Annotated in this window: 20 protein-coding genes and 1 pseudogene; 10 read left to right on the forward strand and 11 right to left on the reverse strand. The window is 70.9% G+C overall.

Translation table 11 applies throughout. The features are described from left to right. Window positions 1-113: 113 nt before the first annotated feature. Window positions 114-770 (forward strand): ATP-dependent Clp protease proteolytic subunit, encoded by a 657-nt coding sequence (locus tag H181DRAFT_RS21650; protein WP_045866232.1) that lies wholly within the window; start codon window positions 114-116, stop codon window positions 768-770. Beyond that, a complete protein-coding gene (locus tag H181DRAFT_RS21655) occupies window positions 767-1,372 on the forward strand; it encodes a ClpP family protease (protein WP_045866233.1) in 606 nt (201 codons plus the stop codon). Before H181DRAFT_RS21650 ends, H181DRAFT_RS21655 begins: the two co-directional genes overlap by 4 nt. A gap of 66 nt (window positions 1,373-1,438) precedes the next feature. Here the strand turns inward: H181DRAFT_RS21655 and H181DRAFT_RS28540 are convergent, their stop codons facing one another. Next, entirely contained in the window at window positions 1,439-1,984 is a 546-nt protein-coding gene (locus H181DRAFT_RS28540) for a helix-turn-helix domain-containing protein (protein ID WP_078895902.1), read from the reverse strand. A gap of 160 nt (window positions 1,985-2,144) precedes the next feature. On the opposite strand from H181DRAFT_RS28540, the pseudogene H181DRAFT_RS30030 reads away from it, so the two are divergent. Further along, window positions 2,145-2,246, forward strand: a pseudogene (locus H181DRAFT_RS30030) (IS5/IS1182 family transposase); the annotation flags it as partial. A gap of 14 nt (window positions 2,247-2,260) precedes the next feature. Here the strand turns inward: H181DRAFT_RS30030 and H181DRAFT_RS21665 are convergent. Further along, complete coding sequence (locus tag H181DRAFT_RS21665; protein ID WP_045866234.1) at window positions 2,261-3,070, reverse strand: hypothetical protein; 810 nt, start codon at window positions 3,068-3,070, stop codon at window positions 2,261-2,263. Between the two features lie 182 nt (window positions 3,071-3,252). Next, window positions 3,253-4,008 carry an NPP1 family protein gene (locus tag H181DRAFT_RS21670; protein ID WP_254666939.1) on the reverse strand — a complete coding sequence of 252 codons (756 nt, stop codon included), beginning with the start codon at window positions 4,006-4,008 and terminating at the stop codon, window positions 3,253-3,255. Window positions 4,009-4,470: 462 nt separating this feature from the next. Between H181DRAFT_RS21670 and H181DRAFT_RS21675 the strand changes: the two genes are divergently transcribed. After that, on the forward strand, window positions 4,471-7,518 hold the full coding sequence (locus H181DRAFT_RS21675) for an alpha-mannosidase (RefSeq protein WP_045866236.1): 3,048 nt from the start codon (window positions 4,471-4,473) through the stop codon (window positions 7,516-7,518). 158 nt (window positions 7,519-7,676) lie between these two features. On the opposite strand, the gene H181DRAFT_RS21680 is transcribed toward H181DRAFT_RS21675, so the two are convergent. Next, entirely contained in the window at window positions 7,677-9,119 is a 1,443-nt protein-coding gene (locus H181DRAFT_RS21680) for a sensor histidine kinase (RefSeq protein ID WP_045866237.1), read from the reverse strand. A 25-nt stretch (window positions 9,120-9,144) separates the two neighbouring features. Beyond that, on the reverse strand, window positions 9,145-9,909 hold the full coding sequence (locus H181DRAFT_RS21685) for a response regulator transcription factor (protein ID WP_045866238.1): 765 nt from the start codon (window positions 9,907-9,909) through the stop codon (window positions 9,145-9,147). Between the two features lie 352 nt (window positions 9,910-10,261). On the opposite strand from H181DRAFT_RS21685, the gene H181DRAFT_RS21690 reads away from it, so the two are divergent. From H181DRAFT_RS21690 to H181DRAFT_RS21710, 5 genes are all read left to right on the forward strand, one after another. Further along, window positions 10,262-11,038 carry an amino acid ABC transporter ATP-binding protein gene (locus H181DRAFT_RS21690; RefSeq protein ID WP_045866239.1) on the forward strand — a complete coding sequence of 259 codons (777 nt, stop codon included), beginning with the start codon at window positions 10,262-10,264 and terminating at the stop codon, window positions 11,036-11,038. A 147-nt stretch (window positions 11,039-11,185) separates the two neighbouring features. Beyond that, complete coding sequence (locus H181DRAFT_RS21695; RefSeq protein ID WP_045866240.1) at window positions 11,186-12,109, forward strand: glutamate ABC transporter substrate-binding protein; 924 nt, start codon at window positions 11,186-11,188, stop codon at window positions 12,107-12,109. 158 nt (window positions 12,110-12,267) lie between these two features. Then, a complete protein-coding gene (locus tag H181DRAFT_RS21700) occupies window positions 12,268-12,915 on the forward strand; it encodes an amino acid ABC transporter permease (protein ID WP_045866241.1) in 648 nt (215 codons plus the stop codon). Beyond that, window positions 12,912-13,787: an amino acid ABC transporter permease gene (locus H181DRAFT_RS21705; RefSeq protein ID WP_045866242.1), complete on the forward strand. Its 876-nt coding sequence runs from the start codon at window positions 12,912-12,914 to the stop codon at window positions 13,785-13,787. The genes H181DRAFT_RS21700 and H181DRAFT_RS21705 overlap by 4 nt, the downstream gene beginning before the upstream one ends. A gap of 299 nt (window positions 13,788-14,086) precedes the next feature. Next, window positions 14,087-15,805 carry an FAD-dependent monooxygenase gene (locus H181DRAFT_RS21710; protein WP_045866243.1) on the forward strand — a complete coding sequence of 573 codons (1,719 nt, stop codon included), beginning with the start codon at window positions 14,087-14,089 and terminating at the stop codon, window positions 15,803-15,805. A gap of 134 nt (window positions 15,806-15,939) precedes the next feature. On the opposite strand, the gene recX is transcribed toward H181DRAFT_RS21710, so the two are convergent. From recX to H181DRAFT_RS21740, 6 genes are all read right to left on the reverse strand, one after another. Then, window positions 15,940-16,665: a recombination regulator RecX gene (recX, locus tag H181DRAFT_RS21715; protein ID WP_074467980.1), complete on the reverse strand. Its 726-nt coding sequence runs from the start codon at window positions 16,663-16,665 to the stop codon at window positions 15,940-15,942. Window positions 16,666-16,764: 99 nt separating this feature from the next. Next, entirely contained in the window at window positions 16,765-17,895 is a 1,131-nt protein-coding gene (recA, locus tag H181DRAFT_RS21720) for a recombinase RecA (protein WP_045866244.1), read from the reverse strand. A 269-nt stretch (window positions 17,896-18,164) separates the two neighbouring features. Further along, on the reverse strand, window positions 18,165-18,359 hold the full coding sequence (locus H181DRAFT_RS21725) for a DUF3046 domain-containing protein (protein WP_045866245.1): 195 nt from the start codon (window positions 18,357-18,359) through the stop codon (window positions 18,165-18,167). A gap of 148 nt (window positions 18,360-18,507) precedes the next feature. Next, window positions 18,508-18,813 carry an AzlD domain-containing protein gene (locus tag H181DRAFT_RS21730; RefSeq protein ID WP_045866246.1) on the reverse strand — a complete coding sequence of 102 codons (306 nt, stop codon included), beginning with the start codon at window positions 18,811-18,813 and terminating at the stop codon, window positions 18,508-18,510. After that, window positions 18,810-19,556, reverse strand: coding sequence for an AzlC family ABC transporter permease (locus H181DRAFT_RS21735; RefSeq protein ID WP_045866247.1), 747 nt, complete (start codon window positions 19,554-19,556; stop codon window positions 18,810-18,812). The genes H181DRAFT_RS21730 and H181DRAFT_RS21735 overlap by 4 nt, the downstream gene beginning before the upstream one ends. Window positions 19,557-19,771: 215 nt before the next feature. After that, window positions 19,772-20,632, reverse strand: coding sequence for an AraC family transcriptional regulator (locus H181DRAFT_RS21740; protein ID WP_045866248.1), 861 nt, complete (start codon window positions 20,630-20,632; stop codon window positions 19,772-19,774). A 92-nt stretch (window positions 20,633-20,724) separates the two neighbouring features. On the opposite strand from H181DRAFT_RS21740, the gene H181DRAFT_RS21745 reads away from it, so the two are divergent. Continuing rightward, the gene (locus H181DRAFT_RS21745; protein ID WP_045866294.1) at window positions 20,725-25,458 is read left to right on the forward strand and encodes an ATP-dependent helicase; all 4,734 of its coding nucleotides are present in this window, start codon (window positions 20,725-20,727) and stop codon (window positions 25,456-25,458) included. Window positions 25,459-25,487 lie beyond the last annotated feature (29 nt).

Consider the following 25,487-nt stretch of genomic DNA (forward strand, 5'->3'; position numbering starts at 1 on the left):
CGCGCCTCTGCCTTCGGCGAATCTGCTGGGGGCCGAGATCTCTTGGGCGGGCACAGCACCCCGCCGAGTGTGGAGGACAGCGGCATCCCGGCCGCCCCACACATGGAGGAGCCATGGCCCTGCTGACGACCGGCCTTCAGCCGGTGCGCGGCGCGCGAAGCGCCGACGAGGACACTCCCCGCACCCGCTTCGACGACCTCCTGGCGGAGCAGCTGGTCGCACAGCGCATCGTCCTGCTGGGCACGCAGGTCGACGAGGTCTCCGCGAACCGGGTCTGCGCACAGCTGCTCATGCTGTCCGCCGAGGACCCGAGGACAGACATCTGCCTGTGCATCAACAGTCCCGGCGGCTCCGTCACGGCCGGTCTGGCGGTCTACGACACCATGCAGCTCGTCCCGAACGACGTCTCGACCCTGGCCATGGGATTCGCCGCCAGCATGGGCCAGTTCCTGCTCACTGTCGGAGCGGCGGGCAAGCGCTTCGTGATGCCCAACACGCGGATCATGATGCACCAGCCGTCCGCCGGGATCGGAGGACCGGCCGCCGACATCGCGATCCAGGCGGAGAACCTCGAGTTCATGAAGCGGACGATCGAACGGATCACCGCGTCGCACAGCGGTCAGGGCATCCGGACGATCTCCGACGACAGCGATCGTGACCGCTGGTTCACGGCGGAGCAGGCGACGGAGTACGGGCTGGCCGACCGCGTCGTCGAATCGCTCACGGACATCCGCCCGGCCCGTACGCAGCGACGGATGGGGTTGTCATGAGCCAGTACACGATCCCGACAGTTGTCGAACGCACTCCGCAGGGCGAGAGGGCGTTCGACATCTACAGCCGGCTCCTGGCCGACCGCGTCATCTTCCTCGGCACGGAGATCGACGACGGAGTGGCGAACGTCGTCATCGCACAGCTCCTCCACCTGGAGGCGTCGAACCCGGAGCGGGAGGTGTCGATCTACATCAACTCGCCCGGCGGCTCGTTCACTTCGCTCATGGCGATCTACGACACGATGACGTTCGTCGGGGCCCCGATCTCCACGTTCTGCGTCGGTCAGGCCGCCTCCACCGCCGCGGTTCTGCTCGCGGGCGGCGACGCCGGACGACGCTTCGTCCTCGATCACTCGCGTGTGCTGCTGGGGCAGCCCGCGAGCGGCGGCCACCAGGGGACGGTCTCCGATCTCAGCCTGCAGGCCAAGGAGATGCTGCGCATCCGCTCCCAGGTCGAGGAGGTCCTCTCCAAGCACACCCACCACGACGTCGGGACCCTCCGCGCCGACATGGACCGCGACAAGGTGTTCACCGCTCACGAGGCGGTGGCGTACGGGCTCGCCGACGAGGTGCTCACGAAACGCGCCGAAGCTGCTGCCTGACGCGCGGTTGCGGCGCCGCCGTCAGTTCCGCCACGTCGAGCGGGGGCGGCGGCGCCGGACACGCCGTCAGGCGGCGAGGCGCATCTCCCCGTGCAGGGGGCTTGTGCGCGCGCCGCTGTGCCGGGAGCCCGCGGCGTCGGGCCGGCGCGCGAGGAACGAAGTGGCCGAAGCGGGCGCCGTGCGCGGCGCCGACGCCCGAGCGACCCCGGCGAGGCGCACCAACTCCTCGTGCACGAGGACGAGGAGACCGGCGAGATCCAGGCCGAGCGCCCTGGCGGCTGCCGCGAGCACTTCGGACGACGCCTCCTTCAGACCGCGCTCCACCTCGGACAGGTACGGCATCGAGATGCGGGCGGCCTCCGCGACGTCCTTGAGCGTGCGGTCCTGGGCGAGCCGCTCACGCCGCAGGACGTCGCCGACGACGTCCCTCCAGAGGGGCTCCTTCGCGGCAGCGGGACCACCAGGAGCGGCGGGGCGCTCCACCGCGGGGTTCCCGGGGTGCGCGGACGGCCGCACGGGCGGGCGCCCCTGCCCGTGCGGTGCGTGCGGCGACGCCGTCTCGGGCGGGCACAGGGGGATGACGCGGGCTCGGTTCGCGGCGTGTTGGGTCACCTTCCCAGCGTAGGAGCGCGCAGCCCCAGGGGAAGGCAGCCGCGGTCTGCCCTCGGCGAAACAGCGGGGTTCGCGCCGCCGCGGGACGCGCTCACGGCGGCACGCACCGCCCTGAGAGCGCGTCTCATTTGGGCCGGCATGCAGTCGGTAGCCTGCGGTCGTGGGGATTGTGGAGCGCTTGGTGCCGGGCGAATTGAGGGAGCTGTTCCGACGGGTGGTGCCCGAGGCACCTGCGCGACCGCAGGGCGGCGGCCGTCGCAGATCACCTCACTTGCGTCAGCTCAGGCTTTCCGCCACCGACAGGTAATCGGTGTATATCTGCGGTGAGCCGGAGAACGAAGCCAGCTGCTTCCATTCTTCGTACATCTGCTTCGTGTCCCGATATGCCTTGGCGAATGCGGCAGCCTCAGCAGTCGGGATGTCCGCATCAGGATAGAACGCATGAAGTGCCGCGAGGCTGGCAATCTCCATCATCACGACATACTGATCCAGCCGGTTTCCGCGCTCGCCTTTCAGCAGGCGGAATTTCCAGTCGGGATAGTCCTCGATGCGATGATGGTTTTCAGCGATGAAGCTTTCGAAGGTATCCGCCCGGACGTCGGGGCGCAGCGCGAGATTGTGGATGCCGATCACCCGGGCGAGAGGTTCTTCTCCTGGGCGGCGCTCCTGATAACGCGGCCCATCGCCGACGGTGCTCTTCTTGTTTTCCGCCAGCAAGCGGTAGTCGGTATAAATCGTGGGCAATTCGCTGAATGTGCCGTATTTCTTCCATTCACGGACAAGCTCCCGGGCCTCGGGACGGTCGCGCCAGAACTGGCGTGCCAATTCTGTTTGATTGCCGTCAGCCGCCAGGTAGTGGTCGCGCTGCCCGGCGTCATCGATTTCGAACAGCATCATGTATTGGCCGACTCGTTCGCCACGCAGGCCGCGCAGCAGCGTCCAGCGCCATCCGGGGTAGCAGGGAATATGCACGCCCTTATGACGAGCAAAGGTTTCGAACTGCTCCGGCGTCACGCCGGCCTCGGTATCGATAGCGATGTAGTACAGAGTGAAGACCGGCGCGTTCGACGTGTCTTGGCGTGGCATTCAATGCTCCATCGGTCTCGACTACTGTTGGGCGAATCTGCTGGTCCAAGTCGTATTTGGTTGTTCCGAAGTTCGACGGCAAGTCAAGCATCGTCTGCATCCTCATCTGCTACCGCAGACTCACTGAATGAGACGAGCCCTTGGGTACGGCCTGCCGGCGGGCCGACCGCCTGTCCGCCGGATCAGGCGTCCGGGTCGAAGGGGATGTCGTCCGGCTTGGCCTCGGCGAGGTGGGCGTTGAAGGTGTCGTCCTTGATGCCGAGGGTCGCGTCGCCGAAGTCCGCGCCGGTGAGCTTGTCGCGCACGCCCTCGGGGAAGCCGTTCCAGCCGACCAGGGCCGGGTACTGCCACACGCCCTTGTGGTTCTCCGGGGGTTCGTCGCCTCCGTCGTTCTTGGCGGCCCGGAAGCAGTGCGTGCTCACCCCGTCCTTGTGGTAGACGACCTTCGGGTGCGTGCCGTCGAACGGCAGGTCCGAGGCCTTGTGGACGGCGAACCCGCCGTGCTGGGAGGTCGAGACGTACTCGGCCTTCCCGTCCTTCACCCACACCACGACGTGTTCCCAGTCGTGCCTGTGGCCGGCGCTGCCCGGGCCGAGGGAGACCTGGTCCTTCTCGAAGTAGGAGGCGTAGACGATCCCGCACCAACCGTTGTTGCACTTCTCGCGCGAGTAGTTGTTGGTGTTGTCGAGGTCGGATTCGTCGTGGCACTCGCCGTTGACGTCGCCGCCCAGCTTCAGCCCCTCGTTCAGCGTCCCGTCGGGACCTATGGCGGGGGTGGCGTAGCAGCCGTCGGTGTCGTAGTCGTAGGCGGGCTGGAACGTCTTCTCGCGTTCCTCCGCGTTGGCCGGCAGTGCCGTCGGTGGCCCCACGACGGCTGAGGCGGGGAACGCGAGCAGTGCCAGGACGGCGGCTGTTCCCGCGGCTCCGGCGATCGACAGCCGCCTCAGCCGCCGGCGCGCGGGCTTCGAGCTGGTGGTCTTCTCCACGTGCGTCCTCCTCATCGGCCCGGCAGGGGCCCGAAACTCCGAACCGAACTCAACTGAACGGCCTGCATTGGCATGCGCATGATTGGGGCGAGGGAAACATCCTCCGCCTCGTGGACACCGCGCCACAAGGCGCCGCAGCGTCCGTGCGCGGTGCCGAGGCAGTTCGACGCCCGTGAGGACTGTGAGGACTCCGCGTCTCTCCGGCTCAGGCGCACCCGGCGGTTCCTTCCGGCCCCAACAGGCGGGCCGCGGCGAGCCGTTCGCGCTCGCCGGCACCGGCCCTCCCGCCGGACAGACCGGCGGCGGTGTGCCCTTACGCCACCGCTGGCCGAATCACAAGCGCTATCTTCGCGGCGCGCATGATGGCAGGGTCCCTACCAGGAGGAACGAGGATCCACAGATCGGAGCAGCCGCATGCACGACGACCGCCGCATCGTTGAGGACCGACTGCGCCGCGTCCTGAACGAGCGCATCAGGCCCGCGGTGTACAGCAGCCCCGTACCCCTGACCCTCGGGCGCTGGGACGCACCCGGCGAGCCCGTGCCTGTGGACGAGGGCCTCAACGCGTCCTACGAGCCCGCGAAGGCGGGCGAGCGGTGGGGGCCCGCGTGGGGCACCACCTGGTTCCGCGTCACCGGACGCGTCCCGCAGGAGTGGCGGGGCCGGACCGTCGAAGCGGTGCTGGACCTCGGCTTCGACCGGAACATGCCCGGTTTCCAGTGCGAGGGCCTCGTCTACCGGGCGGACGGCGAGGCCGTGAAGGCGCTCAATCCGCGCAACGACTGGGTGCGCATCGCCGATTCGGCGACCGGCGACGAAGAGATCGAGCTGTTCGTCGAGGCCGCTTCCAACCCGATCGTCAACACCCCGCAGACGCCCACGTACCAGGGCGACAAGCTCACCGCCAGCGACCGTCCGCTCTACCGCCTGCGGCGCATGGAGATCGCGGTATTCGAGGAAGAGGTCTGGGAGCTGGTCCAGGACCTCGAAGTGACCGGATCGCTGATGCGTGAGCTGCCCCTCGAGGACGCGCGGCGCTGGGAACTGCTGCGTGCCATCGAGGACGCGCTGGATGCTGTCGACCTTCATGACATCGTTGGCACCGCCTCCGCCGCCCGCGCCGCACTCAGTGGCGTACTGTCCACGCCGGCGCGCCCGTCGGCCCACCGCATCAGCGCCGTCGGGCACGCGCACATCGACTCCGCGTGGCTCTGGCCTGTCCGCGAGACGGTGCGGAAGGTCGCCCGTACGGCTTCGAACATGGTCAACCTCATGGACGACCACCCCGAGTTCATCTTCGCCATGTCGTCCGCGCAGCAGCTGGCCTGGATCAAGGAGCACCGGCCGGAGGTCTACGCGAAGGTCAAGAAGAAGGTCGCGGACGGCCAGTTCGTGCCGGTCGGCGGCATGTGGGTGGAGTCCGACACCAACATGGTCGGCGGTGAGGCCATGGTGCGGCAGTTCCTCTACGGAAAGCGGTTCTTCCTCGACGAGTTCGGCGTGGACACCAAGGAGGTGTGGCTGCCGGACTCCTTCGGCTACACGGCGGCCATGCCGCAGATCGTGAAGCTGGCGGGAGCGAAGTGGTTCCTGACCCAGAAGATCTCCTGGAGTGAGACGAACAAATTCCCCCACCACTCCTTCTGGTGGGAGGGCATCGACGGCACGCGCGTCTTCACGCACTTCCCGCCGGTCGACACCTACAACTCCGACCTCGGCGGGGAGGAGATGGCGCACGCCGCCCGCAACTACCAGGAGAAGGGCGGCGCCGCCCGCTCGCTCGCCCCCTTCGGCTGGGGAGACGGGGGCGGCGGTTCCACGCGCGAGATGCTCGCCCGCGCCGAGCGGCTGAAGGACCTCGAGGGCTCGCCCCGCGTGACCATCGAGAAGCCGTCGGCCTTCTTCTCGAAGGCGGAGGAGGAGTACGCGCAGAAGGCGCCCGTGTGGGCGGGCGAGCTCTACCTGGAGCTGCACCGGGGCACGTACACGTCGCAGGCGAAGACCAAGCAGGGCAACAGGCACAGCGAATCACTGCTGCGCGAGGCCGAGTTGTGGGCGGCGACGGCCGCGGTGCGGACAGGGCACACCTACCCGTACGAACAGCTCGACGCGCTGTGGAAGACGGTGCTGCTGCACCAGTTCCACGACATCCTGCCGGGTTCGTCGATCGCCTGGGTGCACCGTGAGGCCCGTGAGACCTACGCCCGGGTGAAGGCGGAGCTCGAAGCAATCATCGGGGAGGCGCAGGCCGCCCTCGCCGGGGAGGGCGACGTCCCGCTCGTCTTCAACGCGGCACCGCACGCGAGGGACGGCGTCCCCGCCGGCGGCGCAGCGCCTGCCCGGGAGCGCGCCGGCGGCACCCCCGTGTCGGCCGAGGAACGCCCCGGCGGTGGCTGGGTCCTCGCGAACGGGCTGCTCCGGATCGAAGTGGACGCGCGCGGTCTGGTCGTATCGGCATACGACAAGGAAGCGCAGCGAGAGAGCGTCGCCCCCGGCGAGGCTGCCAACCTGCTGCAGGTGCACCCCGACTTCCCCAACCACTGGGACGCCTGGGACGTCGACGCCTTCTACCGCAACAACGTCACCGACCTCACGGACACCGACGAACTGGCGCTCGCGGAGTCGGGCGAGGAGCGGGCCACCGTGCGTGTGGCCCGCTCCTTCGGGGGCTCCTCCGTAGTGCAGCGGCTCACGCTGCGCGCGGGCGCGAAGGTGCTCGACGTCGAGACCGAGGTGGACTGGCACGAGACCGAGAAGTTCCTGAAGGCCGCCTTCCCGCTGGACGTGAAGGCCGACCGCTCCGCGTCCGAGACGCAGTTCGGGCACGTCTTCCGGCCCACGCACACCAACACCTCGTGGGAGACCGCCAAGTTCGAGATCTGCGCCCACCGCTGGCTCCACGTGGAGGAGCCCGGCTGGGGTGCCGCCGTCGTGAACGACTCGACGTACGGGCACGACGTCACGCGCGAAGTCCGCTCGGACGGCGGCCAGACGACCACCGTCCGGCTGTCGCTGCTGCGGGCGCCCCGTTACCCGGACCCCGAGACCGACCAGGGCACGCACACGCTGCGCTTCGCGTTCGCGCCGGGTGCCACGCTCGGCGACGCCGTGCGGGAGGGCCACTGGATCAACCTTCCGGAACGAACGGTGACGGGCTCCGGCAGCGACGTCGCACCGCTGGTCGGCGTGGACAACGACCAGGTCGTCGTCGAGGCCGTCAAGCTCGCGGAGGACCGCAGCGGCGACCTCGTGGTGCGGCTCTACGAGTCGCACGGCGGGCGCGCGCGGACGGTGCTCTCCACCGGCACTCCGGTCACCTCCGTGACGGAGACGGATCTGCTGGAGCGTCCCCTCGCGGACGCCGAGGCGCGGGAGCTGACCGCGGACGGCACGGTCGAGGTGGCGCTGCGTCCCTTCCAGATCCTCACCCTCCGGCTGGGCAGGCAGACGGCCCAGCAGTAGGACGGTGCACTGCCGGGACGGCGTTCGGACCGCGTCGCCGGATGCGCGTCCCAGCCGTCCCGGCAGTGCGATCCGGCAGTTCCAACCGGGCAGTCCGTACGGAACGGTCAGGTCCTCGGCTCGTTTGGACCGGTCAGGTCCTCAAGCGTTTGGACCGGTCAGCTTTTCGGCTTCGCCTGGCCGCTCCCCGGACCGGCGGGCGGATCGTCCGATGAGGGTTTCGTGCGCGGCACGGTGATCACCACACGCAGCCCGCGGGGCTCGTTGCGCCGGTAGGCGATGCGCGCCCCTCCGGAGGCCAGCAGCGCCTGCGTGATGGACAGGCCCAGCCCCGACCCCGAGACGTTCTGATGCCGGTTGCTGCGCCAGAAGCGGTCGCCGATGCGCTCCATCTCCTCCTCGCTGAGGCCCGGCCCGCCGTCCGCGACGGTGAGCGTGACCTGGTCCCCCTCGGAGGCGACGCCCACTGTCACCGGCCCGCCCTCGGGCGTGAACTTCAGGGCGTTGTCGACCACCGCGTCGAGCGCACTGGACAGTGCGACGGGATCGGCCCAGCCGGTGGCGGCCGCGGAGCCCTCCGACGCCAGCCGGACACCCTTGCGCTCCGCGACGGGACGCCACGCAGCGACGCGTTCCGCCGCCAGTTCGGCCACGTCGGTCAGGCGCAAGTCGGCCGGGGCGTGCTCGGCCAGCGCCAGGTCGAGCAGGTCGTCCAGCACACGGGCGAGGCGCTTGCCCTCGGACTGGACGGACTCGAACTCCTCGTGCGCTTGCGGCAGTTCCAGGCCCAGCAGTTCGATGCGCAGCAGCAGGGCGGCCAGCGGATTGCGCAACTGGTGCGACGCGTCCGCCACGAACGCCCGCTGCTGCTCCAGTACGTCCTCGACGTTGTCGGCCATCCCGTTGAACGAGCGGGCCAGCCGCCTCAGCTCGGGTGGTCCTTCGGAGGCGGCCACCCGCGACTTGAACTTCCCCAGCGCGATCTCGTGGGCGGCCCTGTCCAGCGTGCGCACCGGCCGCAGCACCCAGCCCGTCAGCCGCAGGGCGAGGCCGACGGCCAGCAGCATCGCGGCGAACTCGCCCACGGCGATCGGCAGCCAGTCCCGCACGATCCGGGAACGCAACTGCCCGGTCGGCGAGTCGGTCAGTACGACGGCGGCCACGTCGCCGTCCCGGATGACGGGCGAGGCGACGGCGATACGGGCGTCCCCCTGCCACGGCCACACCTGAGCGGGGTCGTGGCTGCGGCGACCGGCCAGCGCCTCGGCGAAGGCGTCGGCGCCCTGACCGTCCTCGGGGACCTTCCATCCGTCCGGCGCGACCCCCATGGGGCGCCCGTCGCGGAGGAAGACACCGACGTCGATGCCGTACAGGGCGTGGTAGCGGTCGAGCTCGTCCTGGAGGATCTTGCGCCGTTCGTCCTCCTCGCTCGACGTCGCGACGAACTGCGCGAGCGCGGCGAAGCGCGCGGTGTCGTCGATCCGGTCCACCACGACGCGCTGCTGCTGCGCGGCGGCCTGACTGGCCGCGAGGGGGAAGCCCAGGGCGAGGAGCACACCCGCCAGCAGGACGAGCAGCAGCGGTAGCAGACGGGCATGCATCGCGGATCCCTGCCGGCCCGGTCGCCTAGGCCGTCTGCGACGGCACGACGAGCCGGTAGCCCACACCCCGCACCGTCTCGATCAGTGCGGGCTGCTGCAGCTTCGAGCGCAGGGACGCGATGTGCACCTCCAGGGTCCGCCCGGTGCCCTCCCAGCTGGTGCGCCAGACCTCGCTGATGATCTGCTCGCGCCGGAAGACGACACCCGGCCGCTGCGCCAGCAGCGCCAGCACCTCGAACTCCTTGCGGGTGAGAGCGACAGGAGCACCCTCGACGTAGACCTGGCGCATGGACAACTCGATGGTGACCGGCCCCAGCCGGAGCGTGCGGTCCGCGGCGGCTGGGCCGCCGGCGGCACCCGCCGCTCCCTGCGCGCCCGGTGCGCCGGAGCCGCTGCCGGAGGTGTCGGCGCTGTCCTCGGGGGCCGCCCGGCGGCTGACTGCGTGGATGCGCGCCAGGAGCTCACCGGTGTCGTAGGGCTTGACCACGTAGTCGTCGGCGCCCAGGTTCAGGCCGTGGATCCGGGACCGGACCCCACCGCGGGCGGTCACCATGATCACGGGAGTGGAGCTGATCTTCCGGATGCGCCCGCACACCTCGAAGCCGTCCTGGTCGGGGAGGCCGAGATCGAGCAGGACGACACCGAAGGGAGGGGCGTCGTCGGCGGGCAGCAGTTCCCGGAGAGCCTCCTCGCCGCTGCGAGCGTGGACCACATCGAAGCCGTGCCGTTCCAGCACCGCTGAGAGCGCCGCGGCGACGTGGTTGTCGTCCTCGACGAGCAGCAGCCTCACTCCGGCCTCCCTTCGAATCGTCGTGCCTGCCGTTCGGCGAGTCTGCACCGGCACTGCATCCACGCGCATTCGCGCAGGTGAGTCAAGGGGCTCCCGGTCACGCGGAACGTACCGTTATGCAGCCGGTACGACACAGTGCGCAATTCCCCCGCCGCTCCGGCGACGTGCTCGCGGCCCACCGCCTCCGGCGCGTTCCCAGTGGCACAAGCAGCCCCGTAGCCTGGGCAGGCGCTCGCACAGTGTGCCGTTTCGCGACGCGATCGTTATGCTCAATTTCCCCTCAGATGTAATGACGCTGGTGGCGGTCGCTCATTAGTGTCCTCGCAACCGACGAGGACGGAGCTACACGCCGATGAGCGAAGTATCGGTGACCAAGGACGCCGCGCCGGCCGCGGACGACCTGGTCGTACTGGACAACGTCAACAAGCACTTCGGCGCGCTTCATGTGCTCCAGGACATCGACCTGACCATCTCGCGCGGGGAGGTCGTCGTCGTCATCGGGCCCTCGGGGTCCGGCAAGTCCACGCTGTGCCGCACCATCAACCGCCTCGAGACGGTCGACTCGGGCAGCATCTCCATCGACGGCAAGCCGCTGCCCCAGGAGGGCAAGGCGCTGGCCAAGCTGCGCGCGGACGTCGGGATGGTCTTCCAGGCGTTCAATCTCTTCGCGCACAAGACGGTGCTCGAGAACGTGATGCTCGGACAGACCAAGGTCCGGCGCACCGACAAGCAGGAGGCCGAGAAGAAGGCCCGCGCCCTGCTGGACCGCGTGGGCGTGGGCAACCAGGCGGACAAGTACCCCGCGCAGCTCTCCGGAGGCCAGCAGCAGCGCGTCGCCATCGCCCGCGCGCTCGCCATGGACCCCAAGGTGATGCTCTTCGACGAGCCCACCTCCGCGCTCGACCCCGAGATGATCAACGAGGTCCTCGAGGTCATGAAGCAGCTCGCCGACGAAGGCATGACGATGGTCGTCGTCACCCACGAGATGGGCTTCGCACGCTCGGCCGCGAACAGGGTCGTCTTCATGGCGGACGGCCGAATCGTCGAGGAGGCGACACCGGACCAGTTCTTCAACAACCCCCGCAGCGACCGCGCGAAGGACTTCCTCGCGAAGATCCTCCACCACTGACGTGCCCGCCGAGCGGAGGGCCGCGATCCCGACTGGCCCAGGCGCCTGCGACCGCCGACCGGCTTCCCGCACCCCCGGCTCTCACCCCACCGACAGCCGGACCGCCGGACGCCCCCACGCACCGATACCGAGCAAGGGATGTTTCTCATGAAGTTCCGCAAGAGCGCCGCTTCGGCGGCCGTGGTCCTCTCCGTCGTCCTCTCCGCCGCCGCCTGCGGCGGCAAGGAGGGCCCCGCCGGTGACAAGCCGGGCGGCGACACCGACAAGAAGGCGCTGCCGACCTACAAGGTCGCCAAGGACGTCGACGTCGACTCCCCCGTGATCAAGAAGGCGCAGAAGCGCGGCAAGCTGATCATCGGCGCCAAGTCCGACCAGCCCTACCTCGGTTTCCAGGACCCGTCCTCCAAGGAGTACGAGGGCTTCGACATCGAGGTCGCCAAGATGGTCGCGGCGGACCTGGGCTTCGACCCGGAGAAGGAAGTCCAGTTCAAGACGATCGACTCCTCGGTCCGTGAGACCGCGATCTCCAAGGGCCAGGTCGACCTGATGGTCGGCACCTACACCATGAACGACGAGCGCAAGAAGCAGGTCAGCTTCGCGGGCCCGTACTACATGGCCGGCCAGGACCTGCTCGTCCGCAAGGACGAGAAGTCCATCAAGGGCCCGGACAGCATCAAGGGCAAGAAGGTCTGCTCGATCACCGGCTCGACGCCGCTGCAGAACATCAAGGACAACAAGTCGAAGTACGGCGCGACGCCCGTCGAGTTCGGCAAGTACACCGACTGCGTCAAGCAGCTGCTCGACGGCCAGGTCGACGCCATGACCACCGACGACGCCATCCTCAAGGGCTACGCCGCCGAGCGTCCCACCAAGCTCAAGGTCGTCGGGGAGACCTTCAGCGAGGAGCCGTACGGCATCGGCCTGAAGAAGGACGACAAGGCGCTGCAGGAGGCCGTGCTCGACGCCGTCGAGGCGCACCAGAAGGACGGCAGCTACAAGAAGGCGTACGACGCCACGCTGGGCCGCTCCGGCTCGAAGTTCGAGGAGCCCCCGGCCCTCGAGCGCGGCTGAGTCCGCGCCGCGAGGCCTGCCGGCGCGCCGCGCTCCGTGAACGCTGCCGGCGCGCCGCAAGCCCTGCCGGCCACCGGCGTCACCCGCCGTCCCGTACGCCCGCCTCGCGGGCGGGCGTACGGGACGCGGCATTTCCCTGACCGCCCAGCGGAGACCCTATGAATGTTCTGCTCGATCACCTGGACCTGTTCCGCGACGGATTCATCGGAACGGTCTCACTGACCGCGACCAGCGCTCTGCTGGCACTCGTGCTGGGCGTGCTGATAGCCGGCTTCCGGGTCTCACCCGTGCCGCCCCTGCGCGCCTTCGGCACCGTGTGGGTGACGCTGCTGCGCAACACCCCGCTGACGCTGCTGTTCCTCGTCGCCTTCTTCGTCCTGCCGCAGGTCGTCTTCCCCGGCATCAGCTCGTACGTCCTGGGCGTGCTGGCACTGGGCTTCTACACGTCGGCGTTCGTCTGCGAGGCGGTCCGCTCCGGCATCAGCACCGTGCCGCTCGGGCAGGCGGAGGCGGCCCGCAGCCTCGGCATGACCTTCGTGCAGACGCTCCGGATGGTCGTACTGCCGCAGGCGACCCGGACGGTGCTGCCGCCTCTCAGCAGCATCATCATCGCGCTGACGAAGAACTCGGCCATCGCCGGCGCCTTCAACAACCCCGAACTCTTCAGCGTGCAGAAGGTGCTGAGCGACAAGGGCTTCAACGTCATGGTCATCTTCGTCTGGGTGGCCCTCGCCTACCTCGTCCTCGTCTTCGCGATCAGCGGTCTCTTCCGCTTGCTGGAGCGCCGTCTGGAGGTCGCCCGATGAGCTCGTCCGTCCTCTTCGACGCACCCGGGCCCAAGGCCCGCATGCGCAACCGCCTGTACGCCGTGATCGGCACGGCCGGCCTCCTGGCGCTGCTGGGCTTCGTCGTCTACCGGCTCGCCTCCAAGGGCCAGTTCGACGGCGCCATGTGGGACATCTTCAACTACGCGGGCGTCCGCAACTCCATCGTCACGGGCATCGTCAGCACGCTCCAGGCGTTCGCCATGGCCGGGGTGCTGTCGCTCGTCCTCGCGGTGCTGCTGGCCGTGGCGCGGCTGTCGGACCACAAGCCCGTCAGCTGGGTCGCCACCGGCATCATCGAACTCTTCCGCGCCGTACCGCTGCTGATCACCATCTACGTGCTGTGGGTGGGCTTCTTCACCAGCGAGCCGCTGTGGGCCGTCGTCATCGGACTCACGCTCTACAACGGAGCCGTACAGGCCGAGGTCCTGCGCGCGGGCATCGTCGCCGTGCCGAAGGGGCAGAGCGAAGCCGCGTACGCCCTGGGCATGAGCAAGACCCAGGTCATGACGACGGTGCTGATCCCGCAGGCCGTGCGGTCGATGCTGCCGACGATCGTCAGCCAGCTCGTGGTGACCCTCAAGGACACGTCGCTGGGCTTCGTCATCACGTACGAGGAACTGCTCTACGCCGGACGTCAGATGGCCAGCACCATCCTCGTCGACGGTGAGAACCCCTACGTTCCGGTCGTCCTCGTCTTCGGTGCCATCTACGTCGCCATGTGCCTCGCTCTTTCCGCGCTGGCCAACTGGATCGAGCGGCGCGGACGCCGCACGAAGACCGGCATCAAGGTCGCCGAGGCCCAGAAGGCGACGCCCGACATGGGCAGCGCGGGCGGAGGGGCCGCGATCTGACGGGCCGTCCCCGGCCGAGTACGCCGGCGGGGACGGAGCAGCGTAAGGACGAGGCGGGGGCGGAGGCCCGGACAGATCATGACAAGTCCGGGCCTCCGCCCCCGCAGCTTGACGGGTGACCTTGCACTGGGTTGCATACATTGCGTGATCGCTCACGAGGCTCCACCTGTGCCGACTCCCCCTTCGCCGGCCGCTCCCGCGGCACGGGTGACGCGCGGTGCGGGACGCCTGGCGCACACCTGCCGCAAGGGACTGTCCGGCACGCGAACCGGAGCAGGAATCCGCACGGTGACGCGCGCGTGACCGAGTCCGAAGTCATCGTCGTCGGCGCCGGACCGACCGGCCTCGCCCTCTCACTGGCCCTCGCCAGGTACGGGGTGCCTTCCCTCGTCCTCGACAACGGGGACGGCGAAGTGACGGCGCGGGCAGCCCGCACCTGCGTACTGCGTCCCGACACGGCAGCATGGCTTCCCTCGGCCCCGGGAGCCGCCGTCCCTGCCGCCCGCTGGACTTCGTGGCGCGCAAGGCGCCGCCGGCAGACCGTCCACCAGAAAGAACTCGACGAGACCACCGCCCCCTTCCACGTGGAACAGCACGCGCTGGAGCGGGCACTGCGCGCGGCACTCGCACAGGAGAAGCTGGCACGCGTCATGCCGGGCAGCCATCTGGACATCCTCGAACAGGACGCGGCAGGGGTCACCGCGCACACGCGCCCGCGCAGCAGAGACGGCGGGGACGGCCACGGCGGCGGGACGTGGTGGCGCGGCAGCTACCTGGTGGGCTGCGACGGTGCGCGCTCGACGGTGCGGAAACTGCTGGGGGTGCCCTTCGCCGGACGTACGGCCGTGGAGCGGCACGCGGTCGCGGCCCTGCGGACGCGGCTCCCCTGGGAGTCGGAGGCGCTGCTGGACCGCGATCTGGACGGCGGACTGAGCGAGGTCACCGCGCGCCCCCTGCCCGGCGGGGTGTGGCGGCTCGACTGGCTGCTGCCGGCCCGAGGCGACCTCGTCACGCCGGAAGCGCTGCTGGATCGCATCCATTCGACGCTTGCCCACTGGCACCGCGAGAGCGGAGCCGACGGCTCCGGCAAGGGCGCGGCGGGCGGCGGCCGTGACGCCGCGGCGTCCGGCCCGTACGAGCTCCTGGACACGGGAGTGCACACGTCGCACCAGCGGCTCGCCCGGCGGTGGCGTGTGGGGCGTGCCTTTCTCGCGGGGGACGCGGCACATCTGGTGGGCGCTCTCGGGGTGCAGTCCGTGGACGAGGGCCTGAGGGACGCCGCAAACCTCGCGTGGAAGCTCGCCGTGGTGTGGCACGAGACGGGCGGAGTGCGCGGGCCGCGCGTCGACCGGGACGCCGTCGACGTGGTGCTCGACAGCTACGAGTCGGAGCGGCGCGGCGCCGTCGGCTCCCGGCTGCGCGCGGTCGACCAGGCGCTGCCGCTGGTACGCCGGGAAGGCGGCGGACTGCGGGCCATCCTTCCCGGCGGCGGTGCGCGTACGCCGCTGGAGCTGCTGACGGACGGGCACCTCGGGCAGGGACTGCTGGGCTCACCCGCGGCCTACAGAAGCTCACCGCTGGCACCGGCACGAGGCGCTGTCGACTCGGTGCGTGTCGCCACGCAGTCGGGGGAGCTCGTGCGCGACGTACCGGTGATCGCCCTGGACGGCGAACGAGGCCGGTTGCGCGAGCGGCTCTGCGGCAACGGGGGCGAGCTGCTTGTGGTGCTCGTCGCCCCGGGGACCGGGGTGTGGGACAGCAGGCACTGGCTGTCCGCCGGGATAATGCCCGAACTCGCCGCGGCCGTGGGGGCGTTGCCGCTGAAGGCCGAGCTGCTGGTGACGGAGGACTACCCGGGCGCGGCCCCTCACACCGTGCTGGTGATACGGCCCGACGGTCACCTGGTGACGGCCCTGCCGGCGCCCCGCATCGCGCAACTGCGTGCATGCGCGGACGCGTTGCGCGGTGGACCCTTCACCGGAGCGCACTCCCCTGCTTCCCGGGACACGCGCCGGTAGCGAGCGCCGCCGGCCCGCGGTCACGTCGGGGCGGAGCCCGATCGGTAGTGGACGTCGTCTTACGGCACCGAACAGTCGGGTACGCAGGATCCGCCCTTCGGGGCCGAGCGGCTACCGGACCGGGGCAGCGCCCGTCAGTCGTCCGGCAGGTAGTGCTCCAGCAACTCCCCGTCCTCGCCCTCTTCTTCCAGCGCCTGGCGGACCACACGCAGCGCAAGTCCCTCGCCGTACCCCTTGCGTGCCAGCATCCCGGCGAGGCGTCGTATGCGCTTCTCCTGGGCGAGACCCCGGGTGCTGCGCAGCTTCCTCTCCACGAGGACGCGGGCCGTCTCCGCCTCCTGTTCGGAGTCGAGTTGCCCGACCGCTTCGTCGACGACTTCCGACTCCACACCCTTCAGGCGCAGTTCACGGGCGAGCGCCCGGCGGGCGAGCCCCCGGCCGTGGTGCCGGGACTCGACCCAGGCGTCGGCGAATGCCGCGTCGTCGATCAGGCCCACCTCTTCGAAGCGGGCGAGCACCTCCTCGGCGGCCTCGTCGGGGATCTCACGCTTCTTCAGGGCGTCGGCGAGCTGCTTCCTGGTGCGGGGCGTCCCCGTCAGGAGGCGGAGGCAGACGGCTCGGGCACGCTCGACGGGGTCCTTCTCTGCACCCCCGTCCGGACCACCCGCGGCCACTGCCTCTCCGCCGCGGCCACCCCCGGCCGCGCTCTCGTCCCCGCCATCAGGGTCGAAGTCGCGGTTGCCGTCGAGGTCGCCGTCGAGGTCGAGGTGATCCTCTTCGGGCTCCGGGCCCACGTGCGGTCGGGCGTGAGAGCCGGAGCCGGTGCTCCGTCCGTCCCTGCGCCGGGAGCCGCGTGGCATACGCGTACGTGATGTGCGCGGTGATCCCACCTCGGCCCTCGACGAGGTGGGACCACCGCTGTCTTCGCGCACCGGCCACTGGCTGCGCCGCGTCACGGATCAGCTCTTCGCGGCGGCGGACTTGGCGGACTTGGTCTTCGCCGCCGGTGCCGGCACCGACTTGGCCGCGGAAGGCGCTCCGTCCGCCGCCGAGCCCGCCGCGTCGACGCCGGGCTCGCCCGTGGGCTCCTCCGGAGCCACACCGATACCCAGCTTCTCCTTGATCTTCTTCTCGATCTCGTTGGCCAGGTCCGGATTGTCGCGCAGGAAGTTGCGGGAGTTCTCCTTGCCCTGCCCGAGCTGGTCGCCCTCGTAGGTGTACCAGGCGCCGGATTTGCGGATGAAGCCGTTCTCGACGCCCATGTCGATCAGGCCGCCCTCACGGCTGATGCCCTGCCCGTAGAGGATGTCGAACTCCGCCTGCTTGAAGGGCGGAGCCACCTTGTTCTTGACGACCTTCACGCGGGTCCGGTTGCCCACCGGCTCCGTGCCGTCCTTGAGGGTCTCGATGCGGCGGATGTCGAGCCGCACCGACGCGTAGAACTTCAGCGCCCGGCCACCGGTGGTCGTCTCCGGCGAGCCGAACATCACGCCGACCTTCTCGCGGAGCTGGTTGATGAAGATCGCCGTCGTCTTGGAGTGGTTGAGCGCACCGGTGATCTTCCGCAGCGCCTGGCTCATCAGGCGGGCCTGGAGACCGACGTGCGAATCGCCCATCTCGCCCTCGATCTCCGCACGCGGGACGAGCGCCGCGACGGAGTCGATGACGATCAGGTCCAGCGCACCGGAGCGGATGAGCATGTCGACGATTTCCAGCGCCTGCTCGCCGTTGTCCGGCTGGGAGAGGATCAGCCCGTCCGTGTCGACGCCGAGCTTCTTCGCGTACTCGGGATCGAGCGCGTGCTCCGCGTCCACGAACGCGACCGTGCCGCCCGCCTTCTGCGCGTTGGCCACCGCGTGCAGGGTCAGAGTCGTCTTGCCGGAGGACTCCGGGCCGTACACCTCGACGACACGGCCGCGCGGCAGGCCGCCGACGCCGAGCGCGACGTCGAGTGCGGTGGACCCGGTGGGGATGATCTCGACCGGATCGTTCGGCCGCTCCCCCATGCGCATCACGGCGCCCTTGCCGAACTGCCGTTCAATCTGCGCGAGGGCTGTTTCGAGCGCCTTCTCGCGGTCGGTTTCTGCCATCGGTGCCACCCGGTTTGCTTGAGTCGATCGCTTCACGTCCACGACGCTAGCGGCTGCCACTGACAATCCGCCCGGAGCCCGCTCCGGGCAGGAAGGGCGGGAGCGGGATGCTCCCCCGGCCCGCCAGGAACTCCATAAGAATCGATGTTCGATTTTTGCGTCAAGTCACCCCGGATTTCTGTGGATAACTCCGGAAAGGCCTGCTCATAACGGCTGCTCAGAAACGGCCGGGACGGGACCGCGCCACGGAGCGGCAGCACCCCACCGGCTCATCTCTTCTCCGCGGGCACGTCCATGACGGCGCACACCGTGCGCCAGATCTCCTTCGCGTCCCAGCCGGCGTCCAGGGCCTCGCAGACCGTACGGCCGCCGAGTTCGGACATCACGTGGTCGCGGGCGAAGGAGTCGGCGTAGGCCTCGCCGAAGTGGTCCGCCATCCGCTGCCAGAAATCCGTCAACCGCATGGGCCCAGTATCCAGCTCCGGTCCGGCCGTCCTCCGGCGCACTCGTCGAGGCACGCTCACGGCCCCGGCAGCAGCACCGGCGCACATCGAGGCGCGTCCCCGCGTCCGAGCGCCTGGGCGCCCGGCATCTCCGCGGGGCTGCGACGCCTCAGCTCAGAGCCCGTACTCCCGCGGTCACCAGTACCGCCACGGCGATCACCACGAGGAAGGGCGCCCGCACCAGCAGTGCCACGGCTGCGGCCGCGATCCCGGCAGCCCTCGCGTCCAGCGTCAGGGAACCGCCCTCACTGAACGTCTGCTGCGCGGTGAGCGCGGCGAGCAGTGCCACCGGAAGCAGCGTCACCAGCCGCTTGACGACGGGCCGCTCCAGCACGCCCTGAGGCACGGAGAGCCCGAGCAGCTTGGCCGCGTAGCAGCCCAGGGCAGTGGCGGCGATCGCGATCCACACGTTCATGACCCGTCCTCTCCACGCCCCGCCCCCGGCGCGGCGTCCTGCTCCGTGTGACCGGCTTCGGCCGGCTCGGTGGCGTCACGGCCTGCGCGCCCCCGTGCATGGAACTGTCCGCGCAGCAGCAGGACCACTGGTGCGGCCAGCGCCGCGAGCAGTACGGGCACGCCCGCGGGCAGTACGGGGAGCAGGCTGAGCACCACGACGACCGCGAGCCCGGCGGTCGCACGTGCAGCGGTACCGCGGAGCATCGGGGCCAGCAGCGCGAGGAAGACGGCGGGCCCGGCCGCGTCCAGTCCCCACGTCTTCGTGGCACCCAGTGCGCCCGCGCCCACGGCGCCCAGCAGCGTCGTGAGGTTCCACAGGAGGAAGACCGTCACGCCCGTCACCGTGAACCCGAGGCGGGCACCTCGCCGGTCGCGCTGTGCGAGCGCCACCGCGGCGGTCTCGTCGATCACCATGTGGGCCGCGAAGGGACGTACGGGGCCCGGCACGCGCAGCAGCGTGGCCAGCCGCAGTCCGTAGAAGGCGTTCCGCACACCCAGGAAGAAGGCGCCCGCCGCGGCAGTGAGCGGTGCGCCTCCCGCCGCGAGCGCCCCCACCAGCGCGAACTGCGACGCTCCGGTGAAGACGAAGAGGCTCAGTGCGCAGCTCTGCCACAGCCCCAGCCCGGCTCCGACCGCGGTCACCCCGAAGGCGAACCCGGACAGTCCCACTGCGACACCGACACCCAGGGCGTCCCGTACCACTGCACGGTCGTCCCCGCGTCCAGATGCCGGTCCGGGACGGTCATCGCCGGGCTCGGGCGCGGGTCCGGAACGGCCGGCCGCCTCGTCGGGGCCTCGGCCTTCTGACAGATCTTGCTGTTCACGCACACCGCCACGCTAGGCGAGCGGCGGACTCCGCTTCTTGTACGTTCTTGCGCTCAGCGACAGCGGGCGGCCTGCAACTCGGTGCGCACGGTTCAGGACGGGCGGCCCGTCGTGCCCGAAGAGGGCCGCCCGGGCGCGCCGAGGCGCTCCCGCTGGTACGCGCCCGGCGGTACGCCCACGATGCGTCCGAAGTGACGGTTCAGATGGGACTGGTCGGTGAACCCCACGGCTGCAGCGGTCTCCGCGGGCGGCGTGCCGGCTTCGAGCAGAGCCATCGCCCTGTGCACGCGGGCGTCCGTCAGCCAGGCGTGCGGCGGCATGCCGTACCGCTCACGGAAGGCGCGCAGCAGTGCGAAGGTGCCGGTGCTCAGCTCGCCGGCCAGGGATTCCAGGGTCGGGGGCCGCACCATGCGCTCCTCCAGAACGGCGCGGGCACGTTCAGCTGTCCGCGCACCCGCCGTGCGCACAGTGCGCGCCGGAAGTGGTCCGCCGTGAAGCCGCAGCAGCCGCGCGACGGTGCTGCGCATCAGGCTGTCCGCAGCGAGGGCCTGGCCCGCCTCAGCCGCCCGGACCACTTGCGCGATCAGCGCCGCGGACTGCGGTTCGTCCACTGCCGCGGCGGCGAAGCCCGGCGTGCCCCGCAGCGACATGGTCTCGGCCGCGATGCGCGCGACCAGTCCGGGGGCCGCGTAGAGCACGTGGTAGCGCCACCCCTCCGGCCCGCCCTCGTGGGCGGAGTGCGGATCCCCGGGGTTGATCAGCGCGAGACCGCCGGGCCCTGCCCGGTGCTGCGTTCCCCGGAGCGTGAAGACCTCGACGCCTTCCGCTATGGCACCGAGGACGTAGGCGTCGTGGGTGTGCCGGGCGAAGGTCTTGCGCAGGTAGCGGGCGCGCAGCAGATCGACCTCCGGCAGAGCCGGATGCCGCCAGTGCCGTGCGCTCTCACCCTCCACCCCGCCATTCTGCGTCCGTTGTGGCCCCTGCGGTCCCGTCGGGTCCGCCCGATCAGCGCCGCGGCATGGCGATGTCGGTGGCCGGGTGCACGATGGACGGCATGGGTCAGTCCACGCCTGCAGCGGCGCTCGACGTCTTCTCCCCCGCGACCCGGGCGTGGTTCGCGGGGGCCTTCCGCGAACCCACTGCCGCGCAGGCGGGCGCCTGGAGGGCCATCGCCGAGGAGTCGGACGCCCTCGTCGTGGCCCCCACCGGATCAGGCAAGACCCTTGCCGCCTTCCTCGCCTCCCTGGACGCGCTGGCCTCCTCGCCGCCGCCGGCGGACCCCCTCAAACGCTGCCGCGTGCTGTACGTCTCGCCGCTGAAGGCCCTGGCGGTGGACGTGGAGCGCAATCTGCGCAGCCCGCTGACGGGGATCCGCCAGGAGTCCCTGCGGCTCGGCCTGCCCGAACCGGACATCAGGGTCGGCATCCGCTCGGGGGACACCCCCGCCGCAGAGCGGCGCTCCCTCGCCCGGCGCCCTCCCGACATCATGATCACGACGCCCGAGTCGCTGTTCCTGATGCTCACCTCGGCCGCCCGGGACGCCCTCTCCGGCGTGGAGACGGTGATCCTCGACGAGGTGCACGCGGTCGCGGGCACCAAGCGCGGCGCGCACCTCGCCCTGTCTCTGGAGCGGCTGGACCATCTGCTGGAGCGCCCTGCCCGGCGGATCGGCCTGTCCGCGACAGTGCGTCCCGTGGACGAGGTCGCCCGCTTCCTCTCGCCGCAGCGCAAGGCCGCCGTCGTACAGCCCCCGTCCGGCAAGGAGTTCGACCTGTCGGTCGTCGTCCCGGTCGAGGACATGGGGGAGCTGGCCGGATCCCCTGTGCAGGACAGCGGCACGGGCGGCAGCGGCCCGGCGGACGGCGCGAAGCCCTCCATCTGGCCGTCCGTCGAGGAGCGCATCACCGACCTGGTGCAGGCGCACCGCTCCACCATCGTGTTCGCCAACTCCCGCCGCCTCGCCGAGCGTCTGTGCAACAGGCTCAACGAGATCGCCTACGAACGCGCGACGGGCGAGGCCATGCCGGAGCACCACACTCCGGCGGAGGTGATGGCCGAGTCGGGGTCGGCCAAGGGCGCGCCGCCGCTGCTCGCCCGCGCCCACCACGGCTCCGTCTCGAAGGACCAGCGGGCCCAGGTGGAGGAGGAGCTGAAGTCGGGCCGGCTGCCGGCGGTCGTGGCCACCTCCAGCCTGGAGCTGGGCATCGACATGGGCGCGGTCGACCTGGTCGTGCAGGTCGAGTCGCCGCCGTCCGTCGCGTCCGGGCTTCAGCGGGTCGGCCGTGCCGGGCACCAGGTGGGTGCCGTCTCGGCCGGTGTCGTCTTCCCCAAGTACCGCGGCGACCTCGTCCAGTCCGCCGTCGTCACCGAGCGGATGCGCGAGGGGGCGATCGAGGCGCTGCGCGTCCCGTCCAACCCGCTGGACGTGCTGGCGCAGCAACTGGTCGCGATGGTCTCGGTGGACACCTGGGACGTGGAGGAGCTGCTGCTGCTCGTCCGCCGTGCCGCTCCCTTCTCCTCGCTGCCGGAGTCGGCCTTCCACGCCGTGCTGGACATGCTCGCGGGCCGCTACCCGTCCGACGCCTTCGCCGAACTGCGCCCCCGACTCGTCTGGGACCGCGTCGCCCAGACCGTCACCGCCCGGCCCGGTGCCCAGCGGCTGGCGGTCACCTCGGGCGGCACGATTCCCGACCGCGGCCTGTTCGGCGTCTTCCTCGCCGGCTCCGACCCGAAGAAGGGCGGAGGCCGTGTCGGCGAGCTCGACGAGGAGATGGTCTACGAGTCCCGGGTGGGCGACGTCTTCACCCTGGGCACCACGTCCTGGCGGATCGAGGACATCACCCGCGACCGCGTGCTGGTCTCCCCCGCGCCGGGCGTCCCCGGGCGGCTGCCCTTCTGGAAGGGCGACCAGCTGGGCCGGCCCCTCGAACTCGGCAGGGCGCTCGGGGCGTTCCTGCGGGAGGTGGGGTCCCTGCCCGCGGAGGCCGCCCAGGAGCGGCTCGCCGCCGCCGGGCTCGACCAGCTGGCCGTCACCAACCTCCTCACGTACCTCGCCGAGCAGCGCGAGGCCTGCGGCCACCTGCCGGACGACCGCACGATCGTGGTGGAGCGCTTCCGCGACGAGCTGGGCGACTGGCGCATCGTCGTGCACTCGCCGTTCGGCGCGCAGGTGCACGCCCCCTGGGCTCTCGCCCTCGGTGCCCGCCTGACCGAGCGCTACGGCATGGACGCACAGGTCATGCACGCCGACGACGGCCTGGTCCTGCGACTCCCGGACGCCGACCTGATGGGGCTCGACCTGCTGGACGAGGCCTCCGGGGCCGCCGGGGACGCGGGCTTCGACTCCGGCGAAGCGCCTGTCGGAGTCTCTGACGTGCTCTTCGACAAGGGCGACGTCGAGCAGATCGTCACCGACCAGGTGGGCGGCTCCGCCTTGTTCGCGGCCCGCTTCCGCGAGTGCGCCGCGCGTGCGCTGCTCCTGCCGCGCCGCAGCCCGGGCAAGCGCACGCCGCTGTGGCAGCAGCGTCAGAGGGCGGCCCAACTGCTCCAGGTGGCTTCCGAGTTCGGGTCCTTCCCCATCGTGCTGGAAGCCGTGCGGGAGTGCCTGCAGGACGTCTTCGACGTGCCCGGGCTGTCCGAGCTGATGGGTGACATCGAGTCTCGCCGGGTCCGCGTCGTCGAGGTCACGACGAGCGACCCGTCCCCCTTCGCTCGCTCTCTGCTGTTCGGTTACGTCGCGCAGTATCTGTACGAGGGGGACTCGCCGCTCGCGGAGCGGCGTGCTGCCGCGCTGTCCCTCGACTCGCGGCTGCTCTCCGAACTGCTCGGCCAGGCCGAGCTGCGGGAGCTGCTCGACGCGGAGGTGCTCGCCGAGCTGGAGCAGGAGCTGCAGTGGCTCACCGAGGACCGCCGCGTCAAGGACGCCGAGGGCGTCGCCGACCTGCTCCGGCTGCTCGGGCCGCTGACGACGGCGGAGCTGCGGGAACGGGGTGGCGATCCGCAGTGGGCGGCCGATCTGGAGTCCGCCCGGCGTGCCATCCGCGTACGGATCGCCGGCGAGCAGCACTTCGCGGCCGTCGAGGACGCCGGCCGGCTGCGGGACGCGCTGGGCGTGGCGCTGCCCGTAGGGGTCCCGGAGGCTTTCACGGAGCCGGTGCCCGACCCCCTCGGCGATCTCCTCGCCCGTTACGCCCGCACCCACGGCCCGTTCATCTCGGCCGACGCGGCCGCCCGCTTCGGGCTGGGCGCCGCCGTGGCGGAGGGCGCGCTGCACCGCCTCGCGGCGAGCGGCCGCCTCGTCCAGGGCGAGTTCCACCCGGCGGGCATCGGCCAGGAGTGGTGCGACGCGAATGTGCTCCGCCGTCTGCGCCGCCGTTCGCTGGCTTCGCTGCGGCAGGAGCTGGAGCCCGTTCCGGCGCCCGCACTCGCCGCGTTCCTCCCCCAGTGGCAGCATCTGGGTTCCGGCAGGGTGCGGGGAATCGACGGACTGCTGCGCACGGTCGAGCAGTTGCAAGGGGCGCCGGTCCCTGCCTCGGCCCTGGAGAAGCTGGTGCTGCCCGGCCGCGTCCGCGATTACGCACCGGCCATGCTGGACGAACTCACCACCACCGGCGAGGTGATCTGGGCCGGCGCCGGCTCCCTGCCGGGCAAGGACGGCTGGATCTCCCTCTACCCGGCCGACAACGCTCCTCTGCTGCTCCCACCGCCGCTGCCGCTGGAGTTGACGCCGCTTCACCGCTCGGTGCTGGACGCCCTCGCGCCGGGCTACGGCCTGTTCTTCCGTCAGATCGCCGACCAGGTGCGCGCGACGGCGGTTCCGGAGGTGACGGACCCCCAACTGGCCGACGCACTGTGGGACCTGGCCTGGTACGGCCATGTCGGCAACGACTCCCTCGCTCCCCTCCGTGCCCTGCTGGGCTCGGGCCGCACGGCGGGAGCCACCGCGCACCGCGCCAAGCGGGCCGTCCCCCGCGGCCGTTACGGCTCTCTGACGGCGGCAGCGACCCGCAGCGGTACGAACCGTCCGACCGCCTCGCGCAACGGCCCGCCGACGGTGGCGGGCCGCTGGTCCCTGCTGCCCGTCCCCGAGCCCGACGCGACGCATCGCGCGCACGCGCTGGCCCGTACGCTCCTCGACCGGCACGGCATCGTCACCCGGGGAGCGGTGTCGGCGGAGGGCGTGCAGGGCGGCTTCTCAGCGGCGTACAGGGTGCTCGCGGCCTTCGAGGAGAGCGGCCAGGCCCGGCGCGGCTACGTCGTGGAGGGCCTTGGCGCGGCCCAGTTCGCGATGGACGGCGCCATCGACCGGCTCCGTGCCGTGCACTCCGCACGCGAACGCGAAGAGCACTTCCGGGCAGTCGTCCTGGCCGCCGCCGACCCGGCGAACGCCTTCGGCGCGGCGCTGCCGTGGCCGGATCCCCCCGAGGGGGCCACGCACAAGCCGGGGCGGAAGGCGGGAGCCGTGGTCGTGCTCGTCGACGGGGAGTTGACGCTCTACATGGAACGCGGCGGGAAGACGCTGCTCGCCTGGCCCGGCGGCTCCCAGGCGGGCGGCACCGCGGAGGCAGCCGGGGCGGACCCCCAGGGCCACCCCGGAGCCGCGTCTGCACTGACGACGGCCGCCGAGACGCTGGCACGGGCGGCTCAGGACGGCGCGCTGGGGACGGTCACCGTCGAGCGTGTGAACGGGACGCCTTCGCTCTCCTCGCCGATAGGCACCATGCTGGAGAGCGCGGGCTTCCACGCGACCCCGCGGGGGCTCCGGCTCCGGGCGCGATAGCCGGGAAAGCCGTCCGCAGGGGACGGCGG

The organism is Streptomyces sp. WMMB 714 (assembly GCF_900090125.1).
In the GTDB taxonomy this organism is placed as follows: Bacteria; Actinomycetota; Actinomycetes; order Streptomycetales; family Streptomycetaceae; genus Streptomyces; species Streptomyces daqingensis.

What these genes read in the sequence shown, in the direction of transcription:
- H181DRAFT_RS21650 (WP_045866232.1), top strand. Translation starts at nt 114, where the DNA reads ATGGCCCTGCTGACGACCGGCCTTCAGCCGGTGCGCGGCGCGCGAAGC.
- H181DRAFT_RS21655 (WP_045866233.1), top strand. Translation starts at nt 767, where the DNA reads ATGAGCCAGTACACGATCCCGACAGTTGTCGAACGCACTCCGCAGGGC.
- H181DRAFT_RS21665 (WP_045866234.1), bottom strand. Translation starts at nt 3,070, where the DNA reads ATGCCACGCCAAGACACGTCGAACGCGCCGGTCTTCACTCTGTACTAC.
- H181DRAFT_RS21675 (WP_045866236.1), top strand. Translation starts at nt 4,471, where the DNA reads ATGCACGACGACCGCCGCATCGTTGAGGACCGACTGCGCCGCGTCCTG.
- H181DRAFT_RS21680 (WP_045866237.1), bottom strand. Translation starts at nt 9,119, where the DNA reads ATGCATGCCCGTCTGCTACCGCTGCTGCTCGTCCTGCTGGCGGGTGTG.
- H181DRAFT_RS21690 (WP_045866239.1), top strand. Translation starts at nt 10,262, where the DNA reads ATGAGCGAAGTATCGGTGACCAAGGACGCCGCGCCGGCCGCGGACGAC.
- H181DRAFT_RS21695 (WP_045866240.1), top strand. Translation starts at nt 11,186, where the DNA reads ATGAAGTTCCGCAAGAGCGCCGCTTCGGCGGCCGTGGTCCTCTCCGTC.
- H181DRAFT_RS21700 (WP_045866241.1), top strand. Translation starts at nt 12,268, where the DNA reads ATGAATGTTCTGCTCGATCACCTGGACCTGTTCCGCGACGGATTCATC.
- H181DRAFT_RS21705 (WP_045866242.1), top strand. Translation starts at nt 12,912, where the DNA reads ATGAGCTCGTCCGTCCTCTTCGACGCACCCGGGCCCAAGGCCCGCATG.
- recX (WP_074467980.1), bottom strand. Translation starts at nt 16,665, where the DNA reads ATGCCACGCGGCTCCCGGCGCAGGGACGGACGGAGCACCGGCTCCGGC.
- recA (WP_045866244.1), bottom strand. Translation starts at nt 17,895, where the DNA reads ATGGCAGAAACCGACCGCGAGAAGGCGCTCGAAACAGCCCTCGCGCAG.
- H181DRAFT_RS21725 (WP_045866245.1), bottom strand. Translation starts at nt 18,359, where the DNA reads ATGCGGTTGACGGATTTCTGGCAGCGGATGGCGGACCACTTCGGCGAG.
- H181DRAFT_RS21730 (WP_045866246.1), bottom strand. Translation starts at nt 18,813, where the DNA reads ATGAACGTGTGGATCGCGATCGCCGCCACTGCCCTGGGCTGCTACGCG.
- H181DRAFT_RS21745 (WP_045866294.1), top strand. Translation starts at nt 20,725, where the DNA reads ATGGACGGCATGGGTCAGTCCACGCCTGCAGCGGCGCTCGACGTCTTC.